Raw genomic sequence first — 18,140 nt, 5'->3', positions numbered from 1 at the left:
GCTGCTCGCCGAGCAACGGGACTCAGCCCTGGCCGTCCGCCGCACCGCCGGGGTCGGCAGCCGGGGCACCGGCCGGTCCGGTGCCGATCCTGCCCTCGGACGGCGTTCCCTCCGGCGGGGGCACGGCGGCGGCCGGCATCGGCTCCGACAGCATCCACGTCACGCCTGTGCCCCCGAGGCCGTGCTTCTCGGCATGACCGGCCGGGATGGTTGCCCCCTCAGGCCGGGTCCACCTCGGCGTACACCATGTGGTGGTCCGAGGCCGAGGTCGGATGCACATGGTGCTCGAGCGGGGCGACGCCCCGCAGGAAGACGTAGTCGAACTTGCTCTGCCAGTCGGTGGTCGGCGCGCAGGGGCCGGTGGGCGAGGGACGGCACCCGGGGTCCGTGTCCGTGGCCAGTTCCCACATCCCGGTCAGTTCCGGGGCGTCCGGCACGGCGTTGAAGTCGCCGATGACGATCGCGCGGTCGTGCCGGGCGACTTCGGCGGCGAGTACGCCGCTCTGCTCCGCTCGGACGGTCTCTTGACGTCGTTCGGCGAGATGGGTGTTGAAGACCCGGAGGGGCCGGCCGCCCACCGTGGTGGTGACGGCCATGTACCCCCGGTCCTCGGACCCGCCGTCGGGGTACTCCGCGGTCACGAGGTCCGTCATCGGCGCCGCAGACAGGAGCGCCTGGCCGTAGGCCCCCGGACTCCACGGAGTTCCCCCGCAGCGGCCCCAGTTCCGGAGAACCGACCCGTACTCGACGTGGTAGACGAGCCCGTGACGGCTCTCCAGATACTCACGGATCCGTTCGACGTCACCCACGCACGCTTCCTGCATACCGATGACCTGGGGCGCGAACGAGGCAATCTCCGCCGCCCGGTCGACGTTGCTCGTCTCGCAGGGGTTGCAGATGTTCCACGTCATGACCCGGTTGGGCACGGCATCCCTGACGGCCACGTTCGGCAGGGACGTGGCGGAGAGGGCACCGCTCGGTGTACTGGGGCCGACGAGCACCATCCACGCCACGGCCATGGCGCCCACGAGCAACCACACGCCCTTTCCGAGCACCATCGCCTCCCAGAAGTGGATACCCACGGCTTCTGACGTCTCCCTGCACGAGGTTATGCGACGGGCTCAGGGGCTGCGCGAGCTTCCGCAATCTCCTGACGTTCCGCCCCCTCGCTCGCTCGCGGAACCGCCGCCACCCCGAGGAGTTGTACCGGCACCTCACCGAACGCCCGTCCGTGCACGACCCCATCACACCGGTGTCGTGCCCCGCTGTGGGACAGCAGCCGCCGTCACCGCTCACAGAGCATTCCGCGGGGTACACATCGGTCGCGGGCCAGGAGGCGAAGCCGCCCACGCCAGCCGGGCGGGATGGAGAGGTCGTACTGGTACGCGACCGGCTCAGTTCCTCGAGGGCTTCGTCCCAGGCGTCGATCCGGGCGCGCAGCCCCTCGGGCAGGGGGCCCGCGAACGGGTAGGTGACCACCTGCTCGGCATTCGACACACAGGGCTCCGGCACGAACCCGTCGGCCCGACGACCGACGCCTGCGGCGGCTCGGCCAGCACTCCCCGACCTCACACGAGCGTCGCCGCCGCAGGTGCAGCTCCAGGTCGTACCGGCCCGGGCCGTGGGCGGTGAAGGGACATCAGAACACCTGGATCGGCTCGCAGCCGTCCGGTCCCGCCGGCAGGCCGGGGGCGTCCCGCGGGTACAGCTGCGCGAGACCGGTCAGCGGCAGCGGGTCCGTCCGGGACACCCCTGGCAGCCGGTGCCCGCGATGCAGCTCGCCCGGCAGCCGGCGTTCCGCGTCCGTAGAGCGGGCCGGCCGTGACCGCGCGGTGCCGTGGACACGGCCTGGCGGGGCGCCGTCCCCGCCGGCGCTTCCATGATCCACGCAGCGCGTGGCTCAGCAGTGGTTCACATGCGATTCCCGGGTACTCGCCTCGGAGTCCCGAGGCCGCGGGCAGGTCGTTCGGCTCCGGCCCCGGCAGATTCAACGAAGAGAGAGGATCTCGGAGTGAGCACAGTCAAGGAATCGGTGGACGTCGAGGTCCCTGTCCACACCGCCTACAACCAGTGGACGCAGTTCGAGGAGTTCCCTCGGTTCATGGAAGGGGTCGAGGAAGTCAGGCAGCTCGACGACCGCCACAACCACTGGATCACCAAGATCGGCGGGGTGAAGCGCGAGTTCGACACCGAGATCGTCGACCAGCTCGCCGACGAGCGGATCACGTGGCGTACCACGACGGGTGACACCAGGCAGAAGGGCACAGTTCACTTCCAGCCCCTGGACGAAACGCACACGCGGGTCGAGCTCGTCATGGACGTCGAGCCGGCCGGGGCCGCCGACAAGGCCGGTGACATGCTGGGAATGGTCGACCGGCGCGTCAAGGGCGACATGCGGCGTTTCAAGGAGTACATCGAAAGCCGTGGCGGCGAGTCCGGAGCCTGGCGCGGGCGCATCAGGCCCGGCGAGTGATCCTTCCCCGCCGTTGAGGTGCCTTCCAGGATCGGCGTGGTCCGGCGGTGACGGAGCCGGACCACGCCGCACTCTCCGGCCCGGCCGGCCGGCGACGCGGCAGGGCCGGAGCGGCGGAACGCAAGGGGGTCACCGGGGTCGCCATCTGGAACTCAGGGGCGTCGGAGACTGGCGAGGGCGCGGCGGCTCCACTGCCTGCGGCCGGCGCCGGAAGTTGTTCGCAGCCCCGTACACACCGCAGCGGCACTCCGTCAGAAGATCAGACCATGTTGCGCGATGAGTGACATCGTCGCTTCCATGTCGGCCTCGCAGCCATACGAGACGATCTTCTGTTCCAGTTCCGGCGGGCTCACTGCCCCGCCCGGTTGATCAAGCAGGCGGAACAGTTCCTCCAGCCCCCCGGGCGAGATGATCTCCAGCAAGCGCGCCGGGGATTCTCCCGCATTCCAGAACGTGTGCCACTCGTCGCGCGGTTTGAAGACGAGATCGCCAGGCCGAGCGACAACCTCCTCGTCCCCGAATCTCGCACCGACTGATCCCTCGAGGCTTGTGAACGGGCGCTGCAAGCACTTTGGGAGGTAGCCGGTGCTCGACGAGAGCGAAGCGGTCTCCCCATTCCCGGCTGGTGATCATGAAGCGGTCGCCGCATGCCCGCTCCGGCTGATAGAGCTCGCCTTCCTCAGGGCCCAGAATTCGACGCTCGATCATTGAGTCCACTCCCCTTCGAAAGGGATCTGTGGGACGATCTCCTTCGACGATACGCGCCCGCCCGGGCCAGGACGCACTCCACCTCGGGGAGCCTCACCTGTGCAGATCGCGTAGGTTGCCCAGGGGAAAATCGCCGTCTGCCGACGGCTTCACGTTCCGGTCCGACGGCGCTTCGCCGAAGTCTGTCTCTGCGGGCTGCAACCGGTGCCGGGGCGGTGTGCGCTTGGGCGGCCTGGTCAGGGTGATCTGCCGTACCAGCTGCTGGAAGCAGGCCAAAGACGCGAAGCCCGGCAGTGCGGCAGCCGTCCTGGTCAGGATGTCGTCCGGGGCCTGGGCGACGCACATGGCCATCGCGATGACGGAGAAGAGCAGGACCACGCACCAGGAGTGGAAGGCCCGGCGCTGGTGCAGCGCGGCGCGCAGGATGGAAAGCGACGCCACCAGCCACGGCCCGAACACCAGGAGGGGCCACCAGGAGACGACGCCGCTCTGCGTCCGACCCGCCGCGATGAACAGCAGCGGGTCGTAAGCGATCAACCCACCGAACACGCTGACCGTTGACGCGATGACGGTGGCCACCGCGGCGATGCAGTAGCTGGCGGTGGGGAGCTTGTCGAGGCGCCGTCGTCGCATCTTGCGATGCCCCTGAGCCGCGGCCCTCACGGGCGGCAGCTCCGCGGTGATCTGAACCAGGGCCTCCCGGTGGGAGGTGGGGTTCAGGGGTTCACCGCTGCGTGCGGCCGGAATCCTCGGCTGCGCCTCCTCGACTGCGTCCCGCAGCATGAAGGCCATTTCCTCTACGGGATCCCAACCGGAGTCCGGAGGCGTCAAAGGCGGGTGGATGGTTCCGAGCGGTTCCTGATATCCGCTGTCGCCTTCGTAGCCGTAGAAATAATCGGCGGGCAGACCCCAATAGCGGCTTGTTTGCTCGTCGTGCATGGCGTGATGTGCCCGTCCTGTTCGCGCCGAAGGGCTTATCGTTCCATTTCCGACCAGCGTTTCGAAAGATCGCTTTCCACGATGCGCAGAGCGTCCACGAATTTCTGCAGAGCCTCCTCGGTCGCGTCGAGCGTGACCGAAAGGCCCCCCTTCATCAGAACCCCGTTCGCCGCGCCGCCGCGGGCGGGCGTCGGGACATAAATAAAGGAACCCAGTCGCGTGGATCGTCCTCCGGTCGACGTACTGCGCTTCGGGAGGGGCTTGATCGTTTGTTCCGCGGTTGCCTTCGTCATGATCTCACTAACGCGTACTCCTCCTGGCGGATGCGTGGCGAAAGAGTGAAGGAATAGCCAGACAAGCACGTAGTTGAGGTATCGGTCAGCCGTATATGCAGCCGTATGAAGGATGAAAAGCGGGTATCCGTCCCGGAGGCGGAGAGACGGTGCGGAGGAGCAGTTGCCGACAGGGTTCTCCCGGGCGACGGACGGCTGGAAGCCGCGCGACCCGACGACGGAGACCGCCCCGGGGGCGATCAAGTCGTCGGCGAACGGTGGCATGGCTGTCTGCGGGTGCGGGTGCGGGTGCGGGAGTGGCAGTGGCAGTGGCAGTGGGACGCCTGGGCGGCGGTTCCCAACGGTCGTCCTCCGTCCAGCCGCCGGGCGCCCGCCCGAGATCGACGTGGTGGTCACGTTGCTGACCGACCACGCTCTCGTCACCGGTCTCTGCACCGGGGCAGTACCCCGAGAAGCTGTCGTGCGTGGCCCGGGGGCCGCTGTCGGCCACTGACCAGGCTTCACCTGCCGGCAGCGGCTTCAGCCGGGCGGTGGTGTCCACCGCAGCGGTGTCTCCGCTGGGGTCAGGCCGGAGCCGATGACGGCGGCTTCACGCAAGGGGGACGTCCGTCACGGAGGTCACGCTTTCTGCTCGGCGTCGATCTCGGCGATCAGGGCCTCGATGCGGGTCTTGATCTCGTCACGGATCGGGCGGACGGCCTCGACGCCCTTGCCCGCCGGGTCTTCGAGGGCCCAGTCGAGGTACTTCTTGCCGGGGAAGATCGGGCAGGCGTCGCCGCAGCCCATGGTGATGACGTAGTCGGACGCCTGGACGGCCTCGGTCGTCAGGATCTTCGGCCTGGCTTCGGAGATGTCGATGCCGGCCTCCCTCATGGCCTCGACCGCGGCCGGATTGACCTGGTCACCCGGGACGGAGCCGGCGGAGCGGACCTCGATCCGGTCGCCCGCCAGGTGGCTGAGGAATCCGGCGGCCATCTGCGAACGTCCGGCGTTGTGGACGCAGACGAACAGCACGGAAGCGAGAGGGCTGGAGGACATCGGTTCTTCCTTCGTCAGTGGATCAAGCAAGTGGAGCGGAAGCGGGGGCGGGGAGTCGAGCGCTCGTCAGGGAGGCGAGCAAGTCGGTGATCGGGGCGTCGTTCTCGTCGGGGATGCCGCGGACGACGGCGAGCAGGGCCCCCTCCGGGCCGGTTGGCGCGCGTGTGTCGAGGCGGTCGTGGGAGTCGGTGATCGGATGTCGGATGGTCTCCGGGCCGAAGTGTCCGCCGGAGCGCGGCCCGAGGCGGGCGGTGCCGGCCGCCGGACGTTCGTCGGGCGGGACGGGGAGCGGCGCTGCGGTCATGGAACCCCCTTCGAGGCGCAGGTCCCACGGGATGGGGAGACGCGGGCCCCAGGGATCACACCGGACTGGTATCAGCTGGAAGTGATGTGACAGTATCAGTCCATGATGATGTCAGTCGACGCTGATCTGATGCGGGTTCTCGCGGACCCTCTCCGGTTCCGGATCGTCACCCTGCTCGCCAAGGAGACGCTCTGCAGCACGCACCTGATCGAGGAGACGGGGGTCAAGCAGACCAACCTCTCCAACCATCTGAAGGTGCTGCGCGAGGCGGGGGTCGTGGAAACGGAGCCGTGCGGCCGGTTCACCTACTACCGGCTCAAGCCCGACGTCATCGCCTCGCTCGCCGGTCAGTTCGCCGACCTCGCACAGACCGCGCGCGCCACCGCTGAGAACAACGTCAAGCGATCCTGCCCCTGATGGTCTTCTGTCGCCGTCCACCTGCACCGAGGAGTCCTGTTGTCCGCGTCTGAGGCCACCGAGCACGACAGAACCGGAGGGTCTGCCGTGGCTGCCGGCGCTCCTGGCACCGAGCCGCAGCCGGCCCCGGGCGCCACCCCGCCGCAGACGCCCCCGCTGATCGCCAGGGCCGCGGCCGAACTGATCGGCACTGCGGCGCTCGTCGCGGTGGTGGTCGGCTCCGGCATCCAGGCCACCGAACTGACCAGGGACGTCGGCCTCCAACTGCTGGCGAACTCCACGGCCACCGTCTTCGGTCTGGGTGTGCTGATCACACTGCTGGGCCCTGTCTCCGGCGCGCACTTCAACCCGGCCGTCACCCTGGCCGAGTGGTTCACCGTCCGGCGCGGCGGCGCCGGAGTCACCCTGCGGGAGGCTGCCGTGTACGTCCCCGCTCAGGTCGTCGGAGCCGTCGCGGGCGCGATTCTGGCCGACGCCATGTTCGGCGAACCGCTGGTGAAATGGTCCACCCACGACCGGTCGGCCGGGCACCTGCTGCTCGGCGAGGTGGTCGCGACAGCCGGTCTGATCCTGCTGATCTTCGGCTTGGCCCGCACCGACCGGCTGCGGTTCGCGCCGGTCGCGGTCGCCTCGTACATCGGGGCCGCGTACTGGTTCACTTCGTCCACGTCCTTCGCCAACCCGGCGGTGACCGTCGGCCGTGCCTTCACCGACACCTTCGCGGGCATCGCGCCCGGCTCGGTCGTGGGTTTCATCGCCATGCAGCTCGTCGGCGCGGCGGTGGGGCTGGCGCTGGTGGCCCTCATCTTCCTGCCCGCCCGGGACACCGCTGAATGACCTGAACATGCCAGGTGGTGGTGATCGGCGCGGCGGCCACTCCGGGCTCACCACGGGACAACCCCCGCGCCGCCTGGGCCTCGATGTCCGCGGTGGTCGCGCTGCGGCCGGTTGCTCAGGGGGAGCCTACCGACGGCGCGCTCCTGCCGTGATCAGCGCGGCGGACCGCCGGCGTCCCGTCGCCCGCGACCTCCCGCTGATCCGGGTCACCCGGCGCCCGTCCTGGTTCCCGGCCGGCGGGGTCGACGGCCGCGCGCCGAGTGCACGGCACGGCGTGCACTCGACGCAAGCGGTACGGACACCGGTGGTGTCGTGCCTGCCGGGTGGATCGCCGGCCTCCAGTCAGCGCGCCGAGCGATCGACGGCGCGATCGTCACGCCCGAAGGTGCGGCGGAGCCGGGCCCGAAGACGTCCCGCTGTGTCCGCCGCCGGTCAGGCCGCGGCCGGGACGATGGTCAGCAGCTTGCCCATCGCGGCCAGCACGGAGGGCTCGACCCGGTAGTACACCCACGTTCCGCGCCGCTCGGACGTCAGCAGACCGGCTTCTTTGAGCTTCTTCAGGTGGTGCGAGACGGTCGGCTGGGAGACGCCGACGTCGGAGATGTCGCACACGCACGCCTCGCCGCCCTCGTGCGAGGCGACCGCGGAGAACAGCCGCAGCCGGACCGGATCACCCAGGGCCTTGAACATCCGCGCGGCCGTCTCGGCCTCCTCCGCGGTGAACGGCCGTTCGGTGAGAGGCGGGCAGCACGCTGCCACGGCCTCTGATCCCGCAGCTTCGATCAGCGGCAGCACCTTCATGTTCGACATGCATCTATGTTGACACACGTCGAACCACGGAGGCGAGGGGGAGTGGTGTGACCGTGGGGAGGTGAGGCGCCGGGCGTCGCGCCCCCGGCGGTGGCGTCCCGGCCGTCATCGCGCACAGAGGTGGACGACGGGAAGTGTCCGCCGCTCCTGCCGACGGTGTCGTGGCAGCGCGCCCACGGCCCGGCTGCCCGCCTCGGGTGCCTCCAGTGTCATCGGCGGCAACCGACTCTGCCCGCTCAGGCACCGCCAATGCCTCAGGCCGCAATCCTGCCCGCTCAGGCACCGCCAATGCCTCAGGCCGCGATCGTGCCGGACGCGCGCGCCGGGCCGCTCCAGTCCCGAGCGGGCCACGGTCATCGCCGCGTCACCGGATTCCGTCCGTCTGATTTGATGCATGTCTATGTTGACGCTCATCGAATCAGGGTGCCATGCTGGCTGCGCCAAGCCATCGACATATGTCGAAACACGTAAGGAGTCGCCGTGAACGCGCCCACCACCGAGCTGCCCGTCGTCGTGATCGGAGCCGGTCCGATCGGTCTGGCCTGCGCCGTCCGCCTGACCGAACGCGGCATCACCCCGCTGGTCCTGGAGGCCGGACCGTCCGCCGGCACCGCGGTGCGCGAGTGGTCGCACGTGCGGCTGTTCTCCCCGTGGGGCGAGGTCACCGACCCGGCGGCCGAGAAGCTGCTGGCCCCGACCGGATGGACCAAGCCCGACGCCGCCTCCTGTCCCGCGGGCGGCGACTGGGTCGAGCGGTACCTCCAGCCGCTGGCCGACGTCCTCGGGGACGTGGTGCGTTTCGGCGCCACCGTCACCGGTGTCACCCGCGCCGGTCGTGACCGGATCGTCGACGCCGACCGGGAGACTCAGCCCTTCGTCGTCCACGTCGTCCACGCCGACGGGCGCGAGGAGCGGCTGTTCGCCCGCGCGGTGATCGACGCCTCGGGCACCTGGACCACCCCCGGCCCGGCCGGTGCCGGCGGACTCGCCGCGCTCGGCGAGAAGGCGGCGGCCGACCGCGTCACCTACCGTGTCCCCGACCTGAAAGACCCGGCCGTCCGCGCCCGCTACGCCGGTCGGCGCACCGCCGTCATCGGCTCCGGGGCCTCCGCCTTCACCGCCCTCGCCTCCCTGGCCGACCTGGCCGCCAAGTCCGATGACGGCACCGGCACGCACGCGGTGTGGATCCTTCGCCGTGGCCTCAGCGGCTCCACCTTCGGCGGCGGCGAGGCCGACGAACTGCCCGCCCGAGGCGCGCTGGGGCTCGCGGCGAAGGCCGCCGTCGACGAGGGCTACGCGGACGCGGTGACCGGCTTCCGCACCGAGGCGATCGAGCGTGACGGCAGCGGGCGCCTGGTCCTGGTCGGCGAGGACGGTCGCCGTCTGGAGCCGGTGGACCAGGTCATCGTGCTGACCGGCTTCCGGCCCGACCTGTCCTTCCTCTCGGAGATCCGCCTCGGCCTCGACGAGCGCCTCCAAGCCCCGCTCGCGCTCGCGCCGCTGATCGACCCCAACCAGCACTCCTGTGGCACCGTCTACCCGCACGGTCACCGCGAGCTCGCTCACCCGGAGCACGGCATCTACCTGGTCGGTATGAAGTCCTACGGTCGTGCCCCGACGTTCCTGGCCATGACCGGGTACGAGCAGGTCCGCTCCGTCGTCGCCGCGATCGCCGGCGACCTCGAATCCGCCGACCGCGTCGAACTCACCCTGCCCGAGACGGGAGTCTGCGGTGGAGCGGGTCTGTTCGACGCCCCCGCGGACGACCAGGCATCCGCCGCAGGCTGCTGCGCCGCGCCGGAACCGCGGCTCGTGCAGTTCGCCGCCGGCGCTGCGGGAGAGGTGGCCGCCGAAGAGGCTCCGACGGGCGGCTGCTGCGGCTCGTGACCGACCTCGACACCCGAAACGACGGGATCGCGACCGGATCGGGGACCGGTCGCGGCCCCACCGCCCGCCCGTCCTCCGCGCCGCGCAGATCAGGGCCTGCTCCGGCACTGTGCCCGCCCGGGCCGTGCGGCCCGGTACCGCACCTCGTCGCGTTGGCGGAGAGCCCTGGTGGCTCCGCTACCAGGGCTCTCCGGCACGCCTTGCGATGCACGGCACCGGACCACGCGGCCGTTCAGAGCGCAAGGACCCTGGAGCAGCGGGCGCAGACGGTCGACCGGCCCTGCCGTCCGTCCGGTGCTCCGTGATGGAAAGGTCACCAGTAGTGTCGGCGGCCGGCGACCGCGTGCCCCATGGAACCCATGATCCACAAGACCGCGCCGATGACCGCGAGGATGATTCCGATCGTCCACAGGACCGCTATGCCGGTGATGAAGCCGATGATCAGAAGGATGATGCCGAGGAGGAGCATGACGGCCTCCGGTTGTGCAGTAGTGCTGCTTTCACTGTGGACCGCAACGCCCCGTTAGGGAAGCGTCGCCGTGCAGATCCTCGACGCGATCTCTGCGGAGGCCGGCCTCGGCGGGGTGCGGACCGGCGGGACTGTTCGGGCGTCCGGGGGTGTTCCGGGGGGTTGGCCGACGGGTGACCAGGGCGTTGCGCCGACGGCGGGCTCGGGCCGGCGTGCCACGGACGGGCACCGGACCGCCCCGGGAGCGACCTGCCGGTACCGGCCCCCCGGGCGGGGCGTGCCGGTGCATGAGCACTATCGGGTGCCGGTGTGGCCGCGCCAGTCCAGGCACATGACGGTGGCGTCGTCCTCGGGGTGGCCGTGGCAGGCGTCTTTCACCGCGTTGGTGAGTTCCTGGACGGCCTGCCGGGCATGCAGGTCACTGGTGTCGCGCAGCAGGGCAGGCAGGTCGACGGCGGCTGCCGCACGCTCTTGCATACCGTCGGTGATCAGGATGAGCCGGTCCCCGGGGCGCAGGTCGAGTTCCTGGACACGGTAAGGGGTGGGGGAGGGGACCCCGAAGGGCAGGTTGACGGAGAGGCGGACCTCCTCCACGGTGCCGTCGCGCAGGCGCAGCGGCCAGGGATGACCGGCGTTGATCAGTTGGAGGCGCTGTTCCGCGAGCCTGATGCAGAGCAGCTGCCCTGTGGCCATGGCACCGCGCCCGTGCTTCAGGAGTGCCTGATGCGCCTGACGGGCCTGTTCGGCCACATTGCAGCCGGCGCGGCGGGCACCCCGCAGGGCGCCGAGCAGCAGAGTGGCCAGGAGAGCGGAGTCGACGTCGTGGCCCATGGCGTCGGTCAGGGAAAGATGCAGGGTGTCGTGGTCGAGCGAGTAGTCATAGGTGTCACCACCGATGTCATCGGCCGGGACGAGAGCACAGGCCAGGGTGAACTGCGGCGACTCGCAGCAGGACGCCGAGGGAAGCAGTTGGTGCTGGATCTCCGCGGCGAGGGTCATGCGGGTGGTGCGCTGGCCCCACTGGTAGAGGTCGGTGAAACGCCGGTCGGTGACGATGATGTAGGCCAGTGCGTGCGCGGCGTCCGCAACGTGCCGCAGCACCGCCTCGTCCGTGTGGGGGAGTGTCATCTCCAGGACACCGACGCAGTCACCGCGGTTCGTGACGGGAGCGACGATCCGCTGCCCGCCGTCCTGGTTCTCCTCGTTGTGCAGCAGCTGAGTGCGGAGCACGCGGTCGTAGACACTGCCTCTGAGGGGGAGGCGCTCCGCGCTGGTTCTACCGGGTTCGGCATCCCCGGCCGCGTTGAGCCGCACCAGCTCCTGTCCGACGAAGTCGAGGAAGAGCAGGGAGACGGAGTCCGCACCGAAGCGCTTCTGGAGGTAACGGGCGACGACATCGACCGACTCCATCGGCGCGGCGTCCTCGGCAGCCGCCAAGATCTCTCCCAACGCGAACTCAACGGCCACGGTAACCTCCCTTTGCTCGCCAAGCTTTTAACCCCGAACCGGCGCGAACATTCCTGCGTAGGCCTACGACCCTCCAAGGGCTGACCCGGCTCGTGTTCGTGTGCGGCTGCCGGCTCGTGTTCGTGTGCGGCTCTGTGCCACGGCCAGGTGCAGGCGGATCAACGGCCGAACTGGGGGACTCGCCGCGGGAGACATCCAGCCGGAGACGACGCCGCGCGACGGGCGGTGACACCGGCCGGCGCTGCCGCGGGGCGACAGCCGACGTCCACGACCAGGTCCGGGCAGGTCGCTGTGTGCCGCCCGACCGCCGACACGGCCCACGACCGGATGTCCCACCGAGCCGCCCTCGCCCCGCAGCGCTCAGATGTGTGCCCGGCACCTGACGCCAACCGCTGTTCCGGACAGGAAGCGAGCTACGGAGTCAGCCGTTGGCGTCTTGGTCCACCGCGCGCCGACAGGACCGCATGCGGCTGCGTGAACAGAAGCTGAAGCCGGGGTCGGCTTCAACACCGCCGTCTCTCATCGTCGTCCTCAGCGGGCATGTACCCCTGGCCCGCACGCGCCCGGTCCTCTGCCGGCCGACAGGGCTTCTCCAGGAGCGTGAACGACTTGGGTGCACCGCCCGGCTGCGGCTTGCCCGCCCTGTGGCCGACGACTCGGTAACCGGCGTCCAGGTAGTAGGCGTTCAAGCGCGCGTTGCCGGCCAGGCAGTCCAGGCGCACGAACGCCCTCCCCGCCGCGGCAACGCGGTGCTCCGCGGCTCGCAACAGAGCACGCCCCGTCCCCGGTCGGGCGCTGCTGCGGTCCACCATCAGCCGATGCACATAGCCGGCCACCGGCGGCTGCCGTCCCCAGGCGTCCTCGTCCTCCCACCACAGCTCCCAAGCCCCGGCCACGCGACCATCGGCCTCGGCGAGCCAAACCTCCCCGCGCTCCATGGCGCTGCGGAAGTGGTCCAGGTCCAACTGACCGGGTTGCCACTGGCCAGTGATGCCCCGGGCGAGCATCCAGCGGGCAGCCTCATCACGCAAACGAACGAGAGTGGCGAGGTCAGTGTCCTCGGCGAGACGGAAGTGCAGATCGTTCACGTCGTGATCCTCGCACGGGCCCGCACGGAGGTTCGATGCCCGTGCGAAGGGGCCTAGCGGCCGAGTGGGTTGTGAAGCCGGCCTGAGCTTGCGCTGCGTCAACCCTGCCCTGTGGTCACTCCCGTGCACACTTCGGTGAGTTGCTGAAAGCGTGCCCCCCACGCCGCGACGCCTGGCACGCACGCTCGCGGCGGAGCTCGAGCTGAGCCGACTGCCCTCGGCCGCAGATCACCCCCCGACGGACCCGGGGGCCTGCCTCGTTGACGGACGGAGGGAACCGACGCCCAGGGGGGCGGTGTCCTGTGATGCACAAGATCGCTCGTAAACGCAGAGGAGCTTGAGATGCCCGGCACGGCCACTCGTTACCTCTATCTTGCCCGGCACGGCGAGGCGACACCGGACGGGAGCGGGCTGACGGAGGCGGGTCGACGGCAGGCCGCGCTCCTCGGCCAACGCCTCCGGGACGTCCCCTTCACGGCCGTTCACCACGGCCCCCTGCCGCGGGCGGAGCAGACCGCACGCCTGATCGGCGACCAACTGAAGAGTGTCCCCCTGTACGCCTCGGAAGTGGCCGGTGACTACGTGCCTTACCTACCGAAAAGGGACGAGCTTCCGGCCGAATCCGCAGACTTCCATCTCCGCTTCCTCGCCGGCGCCTCCGACGAGGACAGGAAGCACGGGCCTGCCCTGGCCCGCCAGGCGCTGACTCTGTTCACCGGCGCGGTGGACGGCGACGAGGACCGGCATGAACTGGTCGTCACCCACAACTTCCTGGTCGCCTGGCTGGTCCGGGATGCCATGTACGCACCGCAGTGGCGTTGGCTCGGGCTCAGCCACTGCAACGCGGCGCTCACGGTCATCCGCTACGCGCCCGGTCTGCCCGCTTCGGTCCTCCTCTCCAACGACATGCGGCATCTGCCGGCCGAGCTGCGCTGGACGGGCTTTCCCTCAGAGTTGCACATCTGATGCGGCCGTCAGGCCGTTGCCGTGGCTCATCGCCCTGTGCAGGTGCCGACCAGCGCGGCACTGCAGAGCGCCGGTCGGCAGATCGGACGCGTCTGTCCGGCGAGTGATCGCCGGTTCCGCGCGCCTGGCCCGCGGCGGCGGCCAAGCAGTCCTCGCGCTGCCGAACTGGTCGCCGGCCGCAACCACTTCAGAGGCCGTTGAACGCCGGTCGGCGTCCTCCCACACGCGGTGAAGGCGCGACGACCTCTGTGCTACGAGCCCCGTCCCGCACAAGGGGACTGCGAGCCGCCTGCGCTCCGGCGCTCCCCGATTGCCGGGACAACGACGGGCCCCTCAGGATGACAGTGCCACCGGCGAAGCGGCCGGGGACCGGTCGTGCGGCGCAGTCGCGTCCGTCGGCTGGCGAGGGCGGCGGGTCCTCAGGCGCCCACGGTTCCGTCGACACCCTCCCGCAGAAGGTCCGCGTGCCCGTTGTGGCGGCCGTACTCCAGGAGCACGTGCATCATCACCATGCGCAGTGATACGTCTTCGTCCCATCTCGGCTGGTAGCCGGCCTGGTCCAGGGACACGGCCTCCCGCTCGATACGACGAGAGGTCTCCACCTCGGCCTCCCAGGCCGCGAACGCTTCCCTTCCGGTCGAGGCGCTCGCGTCGTACGCGGCCTGAAAATCGATCGTGTCGGACCAGACCATGGGCGCGTCGTTGTCCTCGAACACTCGACGGAACCAAGCACGCTCCACTTCGGCCATGTGCCGCACCAGACCGAGCAGCGAGAGCGTCGATGGCGGCATCGACTGCTGCCGCAACTCCTCGTCAGTGAGGCCTTCGCACTTCATGGCGAGAGTTGCGCGGTGGTAGTCGAGGAATGCCCGCAGCATGTCGCGTTCGCTGCCGAAGTTGGGCGGTCCTGTGCGATGGTCGCTGCTCACTGGTCATGCTCCTCGCCCTTGCCTGACTTCGGGACCAGTATCCACTTCCGGTGGCTGCCCGAAACGACGCCGGTCCAGGTCGGCTCGGGAGGACTCCGCGTCCTCCACGGCCACGGCGATCGCGACCGCCGACCGGGCGGCGCCCCGACGCGGTCTGCGCCCAGGTGCTGAACCAATGGGACGGGCACCCGTGTTGCCCGGGGCGTGCGGGGGCGGTGCCGGACGTGCCGCCCCGCCGCCCTCCGCAGGCCCCGACTGGTCTGCACGCCATAACGGTTGTTGGGGCACCCGAGCCTTGCGCCACGGTGCTTCAACGACAGCGTGCCGTGACGACTCCCGCCGGCGGCATGCCCACGGTGCGGCAGGGACGGGGTGTTCGCCCTGCCGACGGCACAGGCAGGCGAGGTCGCAGAAGCGGATCCGTCCGGTGATCGACCGGGCCACTCCCTTCGACCAGACCCCGGAGGTGTTCCGCTCCCACGCGTCAGGCTCTGCGTTCGGCAAGGTGGTCATCAGTCATCGGCGTCGACGCGGGCAGCCGCGCCCTCGGACCGTGAGGACGGCGGGATGATGACGGCCCCCGGGCCGCGAAGGCCCGTCGAACGGCGGCCTGCCTGGGGGCAGGCGGGTCAGCGCGCCTGGAACGGCAGGGTGCGGGGCATCGCCCGGACTCGCCGTTCATGGAAGCCGGCCGGACGTGGGTCAGACGTCCATGAGCTGGTTCAGCAGGACGGGACGCGGGCGTCTCGGGGGCCCGGACGCGACGGCGAGGCCGCGCGCCCGGGTCGCCGTCAGGACGACTGCGCCGTCTGGTAGAGGTTCTGGGCGTCGGCACCGAAGTACGGGCCGTACATCCGGTTCGGCAGGAAGTTGTACTTGAAGCTGTTCACCGACGTCAGAAGACCCGCGCCCGTGGACTCGTTGAACTGGGTGAACCACGGCCCGCCGCTCGCGCCGCCGGTCATGTTGCAGTTCATGCCGTGGTCCTTGGACAGGAGGAAGTCCCGCGTGGTGGTGCCGCTGCAGTAGATGAACTTCTCCCCGTCGTACGGCGATGCGGCGGGGAATCCGAAGGAGTACATGGCGAGGTTGTAGCCGGTGTTGAAGGCGAGGCCCTGCCCGCCGACGACGTCCGTCAGCCGCTTTCCGTCCAGGGGGGCGACGACGGCCGCGCCGATGTCGTAGTTGATGTCCTCGCTCGCCGTCCACTGGGGTGTGGACAGGGTCTTCGAGGCGGTCCACTTACCGTGGGGCGCCTGGCCGTCGTGGTAGCCGGGGACGAAGACCCAGTTGGTGTGCCAGGCTCCCTCCAGCTTCACGCAGTGGCCCGCCGTGATCACCGTGCTCTTGTTGGCGCTGGTGACGGCGTTGCCGGAACAGGACGCCGTACGGCCCTGGTAGGTGAAGAACACCCGCCCCGCCGTGGAGAGGACCGCACCGCCGCCGGTCCACGCCCCGCCGCCGTTCGGGAAGGCCTTGACCCTCGTACCGGCGGGTGCCTGGGCCGAGGTGGTGGGGGCGACGGTGGACTTCGGGCCCTTGGCGGGAGCCGAGCGGCCGTCGGCGCGGTCGTCGACGTTCACCAGGTCGAGCGGCGTCGCCGCGCGCATCCGTTCGGGCGTCCAGAACTCACGGGTCTGCCGCTGCGCGTCGACTGAGACCGGGCTTACGCCGGTGTCGGACCCGGTCGGGGCCGCGCCCGCCGGTGTGACCAGGACACCGGTCGTGAGGAGCGCGGTGACGCCGACCACGGCGCCGAGGAGGGAGCCGGGGGTGCGGGTGACGCGGGGTATGCCTCTCACACGTACTCCTTCTGCGGTGGGGGACCGGGCGGCGAGTCGGCCCCCCGGACAGACAGACGGTGCGAGTCGGAGTGGAGCGAACCGTGGAGCAGAGTGCCCTTCCGTCCACCATTGTGAAAGGGGCATGCCAAACGATGGCCGGTATTCGCCCCCTTGCGGTCGACCCGCCCTGGGAGGTAGGTCGGCGCGGTAGTGCTGCGACGAGACCCGGCGGGCCGGATCCGGCCGGGCCTCAGCCGAACGGTCCGTTCGGGCTGCCGCTCCGCCGGACCGGTCGACTTGCGCTGGAGTGCACTCCAGGCCGTAGCGTCACAGACATCGCGGTGCGCGAAACCCGTCCCGCCCGGTGCCCCTCAGGGGATGCCGGCGGTGGAATGCGTCGCCGGACGGATGAAGGGCTTCGCGCCTCCAACGACGAACGAGCGTGCGGAAAGGCTGGGACACGCGATGCAGAAGCGCAGTCTGAGGAACCTCCAGGTATCGGCCATCGGCCTGGGGTGCATGGGCATGTCCGCCTTCTACGGATCCACCGACCAGGAGGAAGGGATCGCGACCATCCGGCGCGCCCTCGAGCTCGGGACGAACTTCCTCGACACCGCGCAGATGTACGGGCCGCTCACCAACGAGTCCCTCGTCGGCGAGGCGATCCGGGGGCACCGCGACGAGTACGTCATCGCGACGAAGTTCAACTACCGGATGGACGACGCCGTACCCGGCGACATCAGCACGGTCGGCCCGCAGGACGGCTCGGCCGAGCACGTCCGCAGCTCGGTCCACGGCTCCCTGAAGCGTCTGGGGACCGACCACATCGATCTGTACTACCAGCACCGGGTCGACCCGAACGTGCCCATCGAGGAGACGGTCGGCGCGCTGGGTGAGCTGGTCGCCGAGGGCAAGGTGCGGTACATCGGCCTGAGCGAGGCGAGCGCGCAGACCATCCGGCGCGCCCACGCCGTGCACCCGATCACCGCGGTGCAGAGCGAGTACTCGCTGTGGTCACGGGACGTGGAGGCCGAGGTGCTGCCCGCCTGCCGGGAGCTGGGCGTCGGCTTCGTGCCGTACTCGCCGCTCGGGCGCGGCTTCCTCGCCGGACGGTTCAGCTCGCCGGACGAGCTGGACGCGAACGACTGGCGCCGCGAGAACCCGCGCTTCCAGGACGCCAACCTGGAGGCGAACCTGCGCCTGGCGGCAAAGGTGAAGGAGATCGCCGCCGAGAAGGACGTGACCCCGGCCCAACTGGCCATCGCCTGGGTACTGGCCCAGGGCGAGGACCTGGTGCCGATCCCGGGCACCAAGCGCCGCACCTACCTGGAGCAGAACGTCGCCGCGGTCGACATCGCGCTGACCGAGGACGACCTGGCCCGCATCGACGCAGAGCTGCCCGAGGCGGCGGGGGAGCGGTATGACGAGGCAGGGATGCGAGCCGTCGACCGGTAGCTGCTCGGCGCGCGGCCACGCGGAGATCCGATCCGCTTCGGCACGACGGTGCAGACAGTCGAACAGGGACGCGGACACCGTGCGGGTGACGCTGAGCGACGGCACCGAGCACGCGGCGGGCTGCTCGTGTGGGTGTCGTGGTCGCCGGAGAGAGGGCGGATCCGTCGCGCGGGGGAGGGCGAAGACCCCTCGCTCCGGTGATCCGCCAGGAGGCCGGACGTTCCAGGATGAGTGACGTTCCCGCCGGGCGCACCGCAGTACGGGGCGCACGAAGTA

Annotated in this window: 19 protein-coding genes and 1 pseudogene; 6 read left to right on the top strand and 14 right to left on the bottom strand. The window is 70.1% G+C overall.

All coding sequences use genetic code 11. The features are described from left to right. Positions 1–22: 22 nt before the first annotated feature. Both ACZ4YY_RS13015 and ACZ4YY_RS13010 read right to left on the bottom strand, forming a co-directional pair. Positions 23–163, bottom strand: coding sequence for a hypothetical protein (locus ACZ4YY_RS13015; RefSeq protein ID WP_468287928.1), 141 nt, complete (start codon positions 161–163; stop codon positions 23–25). Positions 164–218: 55 nt separating this feature from the next. Then, entirely contained in the window at positions 219–1,058 is an 840-nt protein-coding gene (locus ACZ4YY_RS13010) for an endonuclease/exonuclease/phosphatase family protein (RefSeq protein WP_468288539.1), read from the bottom strand. Between the two features lie 953 nt (positions 1,059–2,011). On the opposite strand from ACZ4YY_RS13010, the gene ACZ4YY_RS13005 reads away from it, so the two are divergent. Continuing rightward, positions 2,012–2,473 (top strand): SRPBCC family protein, encoded by a 462-nt coding sequence (locus ACZ4YY_RS13005; protein ID WP_468287925.1) that lies wholly within the window; start codon positions 2,012–2,014, stop codon positions 2,471–2,473. Between the two features lie 251 nt (positions 2,474–2,724). Here ACZ4YY_RS13005 and ACZ4YY_RS13000 read toward each other — a convergent pair whose 3' ends face one another. The 6 genes and pseudogenes from ACZ4YY_RS13000 to ACZ4YY_RS12975 all read right to left on the bottom strand — a co-directional run bounded on the left by ACZ4YY_RS13000 (position 2,725) and on the right by ACZ4YY_RS12975 (position 5,755). Further along, the gene (locus ACZ4YY_RS13000) at positions 2,725–2,895 is read right to left on the bottom strand and encodes a hypothetical protein (RefSeq protein WP_468288587.1); all 171 of its coding nucleotides are present in this window, start codon (positions 2,893–2,895) and stop codon (positions 2,725–2,727) included. Between the two features lie 48 nt (positions 2,896–2,943). Continuing rightward, a pseudogene (locus tag ACZ4YY_RS12995) lies at positions 2,944–3,039 on the bottom strand (hypothetical protein); the annotation flags it as partial. Positions 3,040–3,274: 235 nt separating this feature from the next. Further along, positions 3,275–4,120, bottom strand: a complete 846-nt coding sequence (locus ACZ4YY_RS12990; RefSeq protein ID WP_468287924.1) for a DUF2637 domain-containing protein — start codon at positions 4,118–4,120, stop codon at positions 3,275–3,277. A 35-nt stretch (positions 4,121–4,155) separates the two neighbouring features. Further along, a complete protein-coding gene (locus ACZ4YY_RS12985) occupies positions 4,156–4,413 on the bottom strand; it encodes a hypothetical protein (protein ID WP_468287921.1) in 258 nt (85 codons plus the stop codon). 618 nt (positions 4,414–5,031) lie between these two features. Then, the gene (locus ACZ4YY_RS12980) at positions 5,032–5,451 is read right to left on the bottom strand and encodes an arsenate reductase ArsC (protein WP_468287919.1); all 420 of its coding nucleotides are present in this window, start codon (positions 5,449–5,451) and stop codon (positions 5,032–5,034) included. A gap of 22 nt (positions 5,452–5,473) precedes the next feature. Further along, positions 5,474–5,755 carry a hypothetical protein gene (locus tag ACZ4YY_RS12975; protein WP_468287916.1) on the bottom strand — a complete coding sequence of 94 codons (282 nt, stop codon included), beginning with the start codon at positions 5,753–5,755 and terminating at the stop codon, positions 5,474–5,476. Positions 5,756–5,857: 102 nt separating this feature from the next. Here ACZ4YY_RS12975 and ACZ4YY_RS12970 point away from each other — a divergent pair, with 102 nt between their 5' ends. Next, positions 5,858–6,172 (top strand): ArsR/SmtB family transcription factor, encoded by a 315-nt coding sequence (locus tag ACZ4YY_RS12970; RefSeq protein ID WP_468287914.1) that lies wholly within the window; start codon positions 5,858–5,860, stop codon positions 6,170–6,172. 39 nt (positions 6,173–6,211) lie between these two features. Then, positions 6,212–7,009 carry an aquaporin gene (locus ACZ4YY_RS12965; protein ID WP_468287911.1) on the top strand — a complete coding sequence of 266 codons (798 nt, stop codon included), beginning with the start codon at positions 6,212–6,214 and terminating at the stop codon, positions 7,007–7,009. A gap of 432 nt (positions 7,010–7,441) precedes the next feature. Here the strand turns inward: ACZ4YY_RS12965 and ACZ4YY_RS12960 are convergent, their stop codons facing one another. Beyond that, positions 7,442–7,819, bottom strand: a complete 378-nt coding sequence (locus ACZ4YY_RS12960) for an ArsR/SmtB family transcription factor (protein WP_468287908.1) — start codon at positions 7,817–7,819, stop codon at positions 7,442–7,444. A 480-nt stretch (positions 7,820–8,299) separates the two neighbouring features. Here ACZ4YY_RS12960 and ACZ4YY_RS12955 point away from each other — a divergent pair, with 480 nt between their 5' ends. Further along, positions 8,300–9,706 carry an NAD(P)-binding domain-containing protein gene (locus ACZ4YY_RS12955; protein ID WP_468287905.1) on the top strand — a complete coding sequence of 469 codons (1,407 nt, stop codon included), beginning with the start codon at positions 8,300–8,302 and terminating at the stop codon, positions 9,704–9,706. Positions 9,707–10,019: 313 nt separating this feature from the next. Here the strand turns inward: ACZ4YY_RS12955 and ACZ4YY_RS12950 are convergent, their stop codons facing one another. The 3 genes from ACZ4YY_RS12950 to ACZ4YY_RS12940 all read right to left on the bottom strand — a co-directional run bounded on the left by ACZ4YY_RS12950 (position 10,020) and on the right by ACZ4YY_RS12940 (position 12,730). Then, positions 10,020–10,175 carry a DUF6131 family protein gene (locus tag ACZ4YY_RS12950; protein ID WP_468287902.1) on the bottom strand — a complete coding sequence of 52 codons (156 nt, stop codon included), beginning with the start codon at positions 10,173–10,175 and terminating at the stop codon, positions 10,020–10,022. A gap of 294 nt (positions 10,176–10,469) precedes the next feature. Continuing rightward, a complete protein-coding gene (locus tag ACZ4YY_RS12945) occupies positions 10,470–11,585 on the bottom strand; it encodes a PP2C family protein-serine/threonine phosphatase (RefSeq protein ID WP_468288536.1) in 1,116 nt (371 codons plus the stop codon). A 560-nt stretch (positions 11,586–12,145) separates the two neighbouring features. Further along, a complete protein-coding gene (locus ACZ4YY_RS12940) occupies positions 12,146–12,730 on the bottom strand; it encodes a GNAT family N-acetyltransferase (RefSeq protein WP_468287899.1) in 585 nt (194 codons plus the stop codon). Between the two features lie 342 nt (positions 12,731–13,072). Here ACZ4YY_RS12940 and ACZ4YY_RS12935 point away from each other — a divergent pair, with 342 nt between their 5' ends. Further along, on the top strand, positions 13,073–13,696 hold the full coding sequence (locus tag ACZ4YY_RS12935; RefSeq protein WP_468287897.1) for a histidine phosphatase family protein: 624 nt from the start codon (positions 13,073–13,075) through the stop codon (positions 13,694–13,696). Between the two features lie 419 nt (positions 13,697–14,115). Here ACZ4YY_RS12935 and ACZ4YY_RS12930 read toward each other — a convergent pair whose 3' ends face one another. Then, entirely contained in the window at positions 14,116–14,574 is a 459-nt protein-coding gene (locus tag ACZ4YY_RS12930) for a DinB family protein (protein ID WP_468288533.1), read from the bottom strand. Between the two features lie 842 nt (positions 14,575–15,416). Continuing rightward, positions 15,417–16,427, bottom strand: a complete 1,011-nt coding sequence (locus tag ACZ4YY_RS12925) for a trypsin-like serine peptidase (protein WP_468287894.1) — start codon at positions 16,425–16,427, stop codon at positions 15,417–15,419. Between the two features lie 447 nt (positions 16,428–16,874). Between ACZ4YY_RS12925 and ACZ4YY_RS12920 the strand changes: the two genes are divergently transcribed. Beyond that, a complete protein-coding gene (locus ACZ4YY_RS12920) occupies positions 16,875–17,864 on the top strand; it encodes an aldo/keto reductase (RefSeq protein WP_468287891.1) in 990 nt (329 codons plus the stop codon). Positions 17,865–18,140 lie beyond the last annotated feature (276 nt).

It is taken from the genome of Streptomyces sp. NPDC030143, assembly GCF_055573695.1.
The sequence above is the reverse complement of the archived record's forward strand: the minus strand, read 5'-3'. Positions and strand labels throughout refer to the sequence as shown.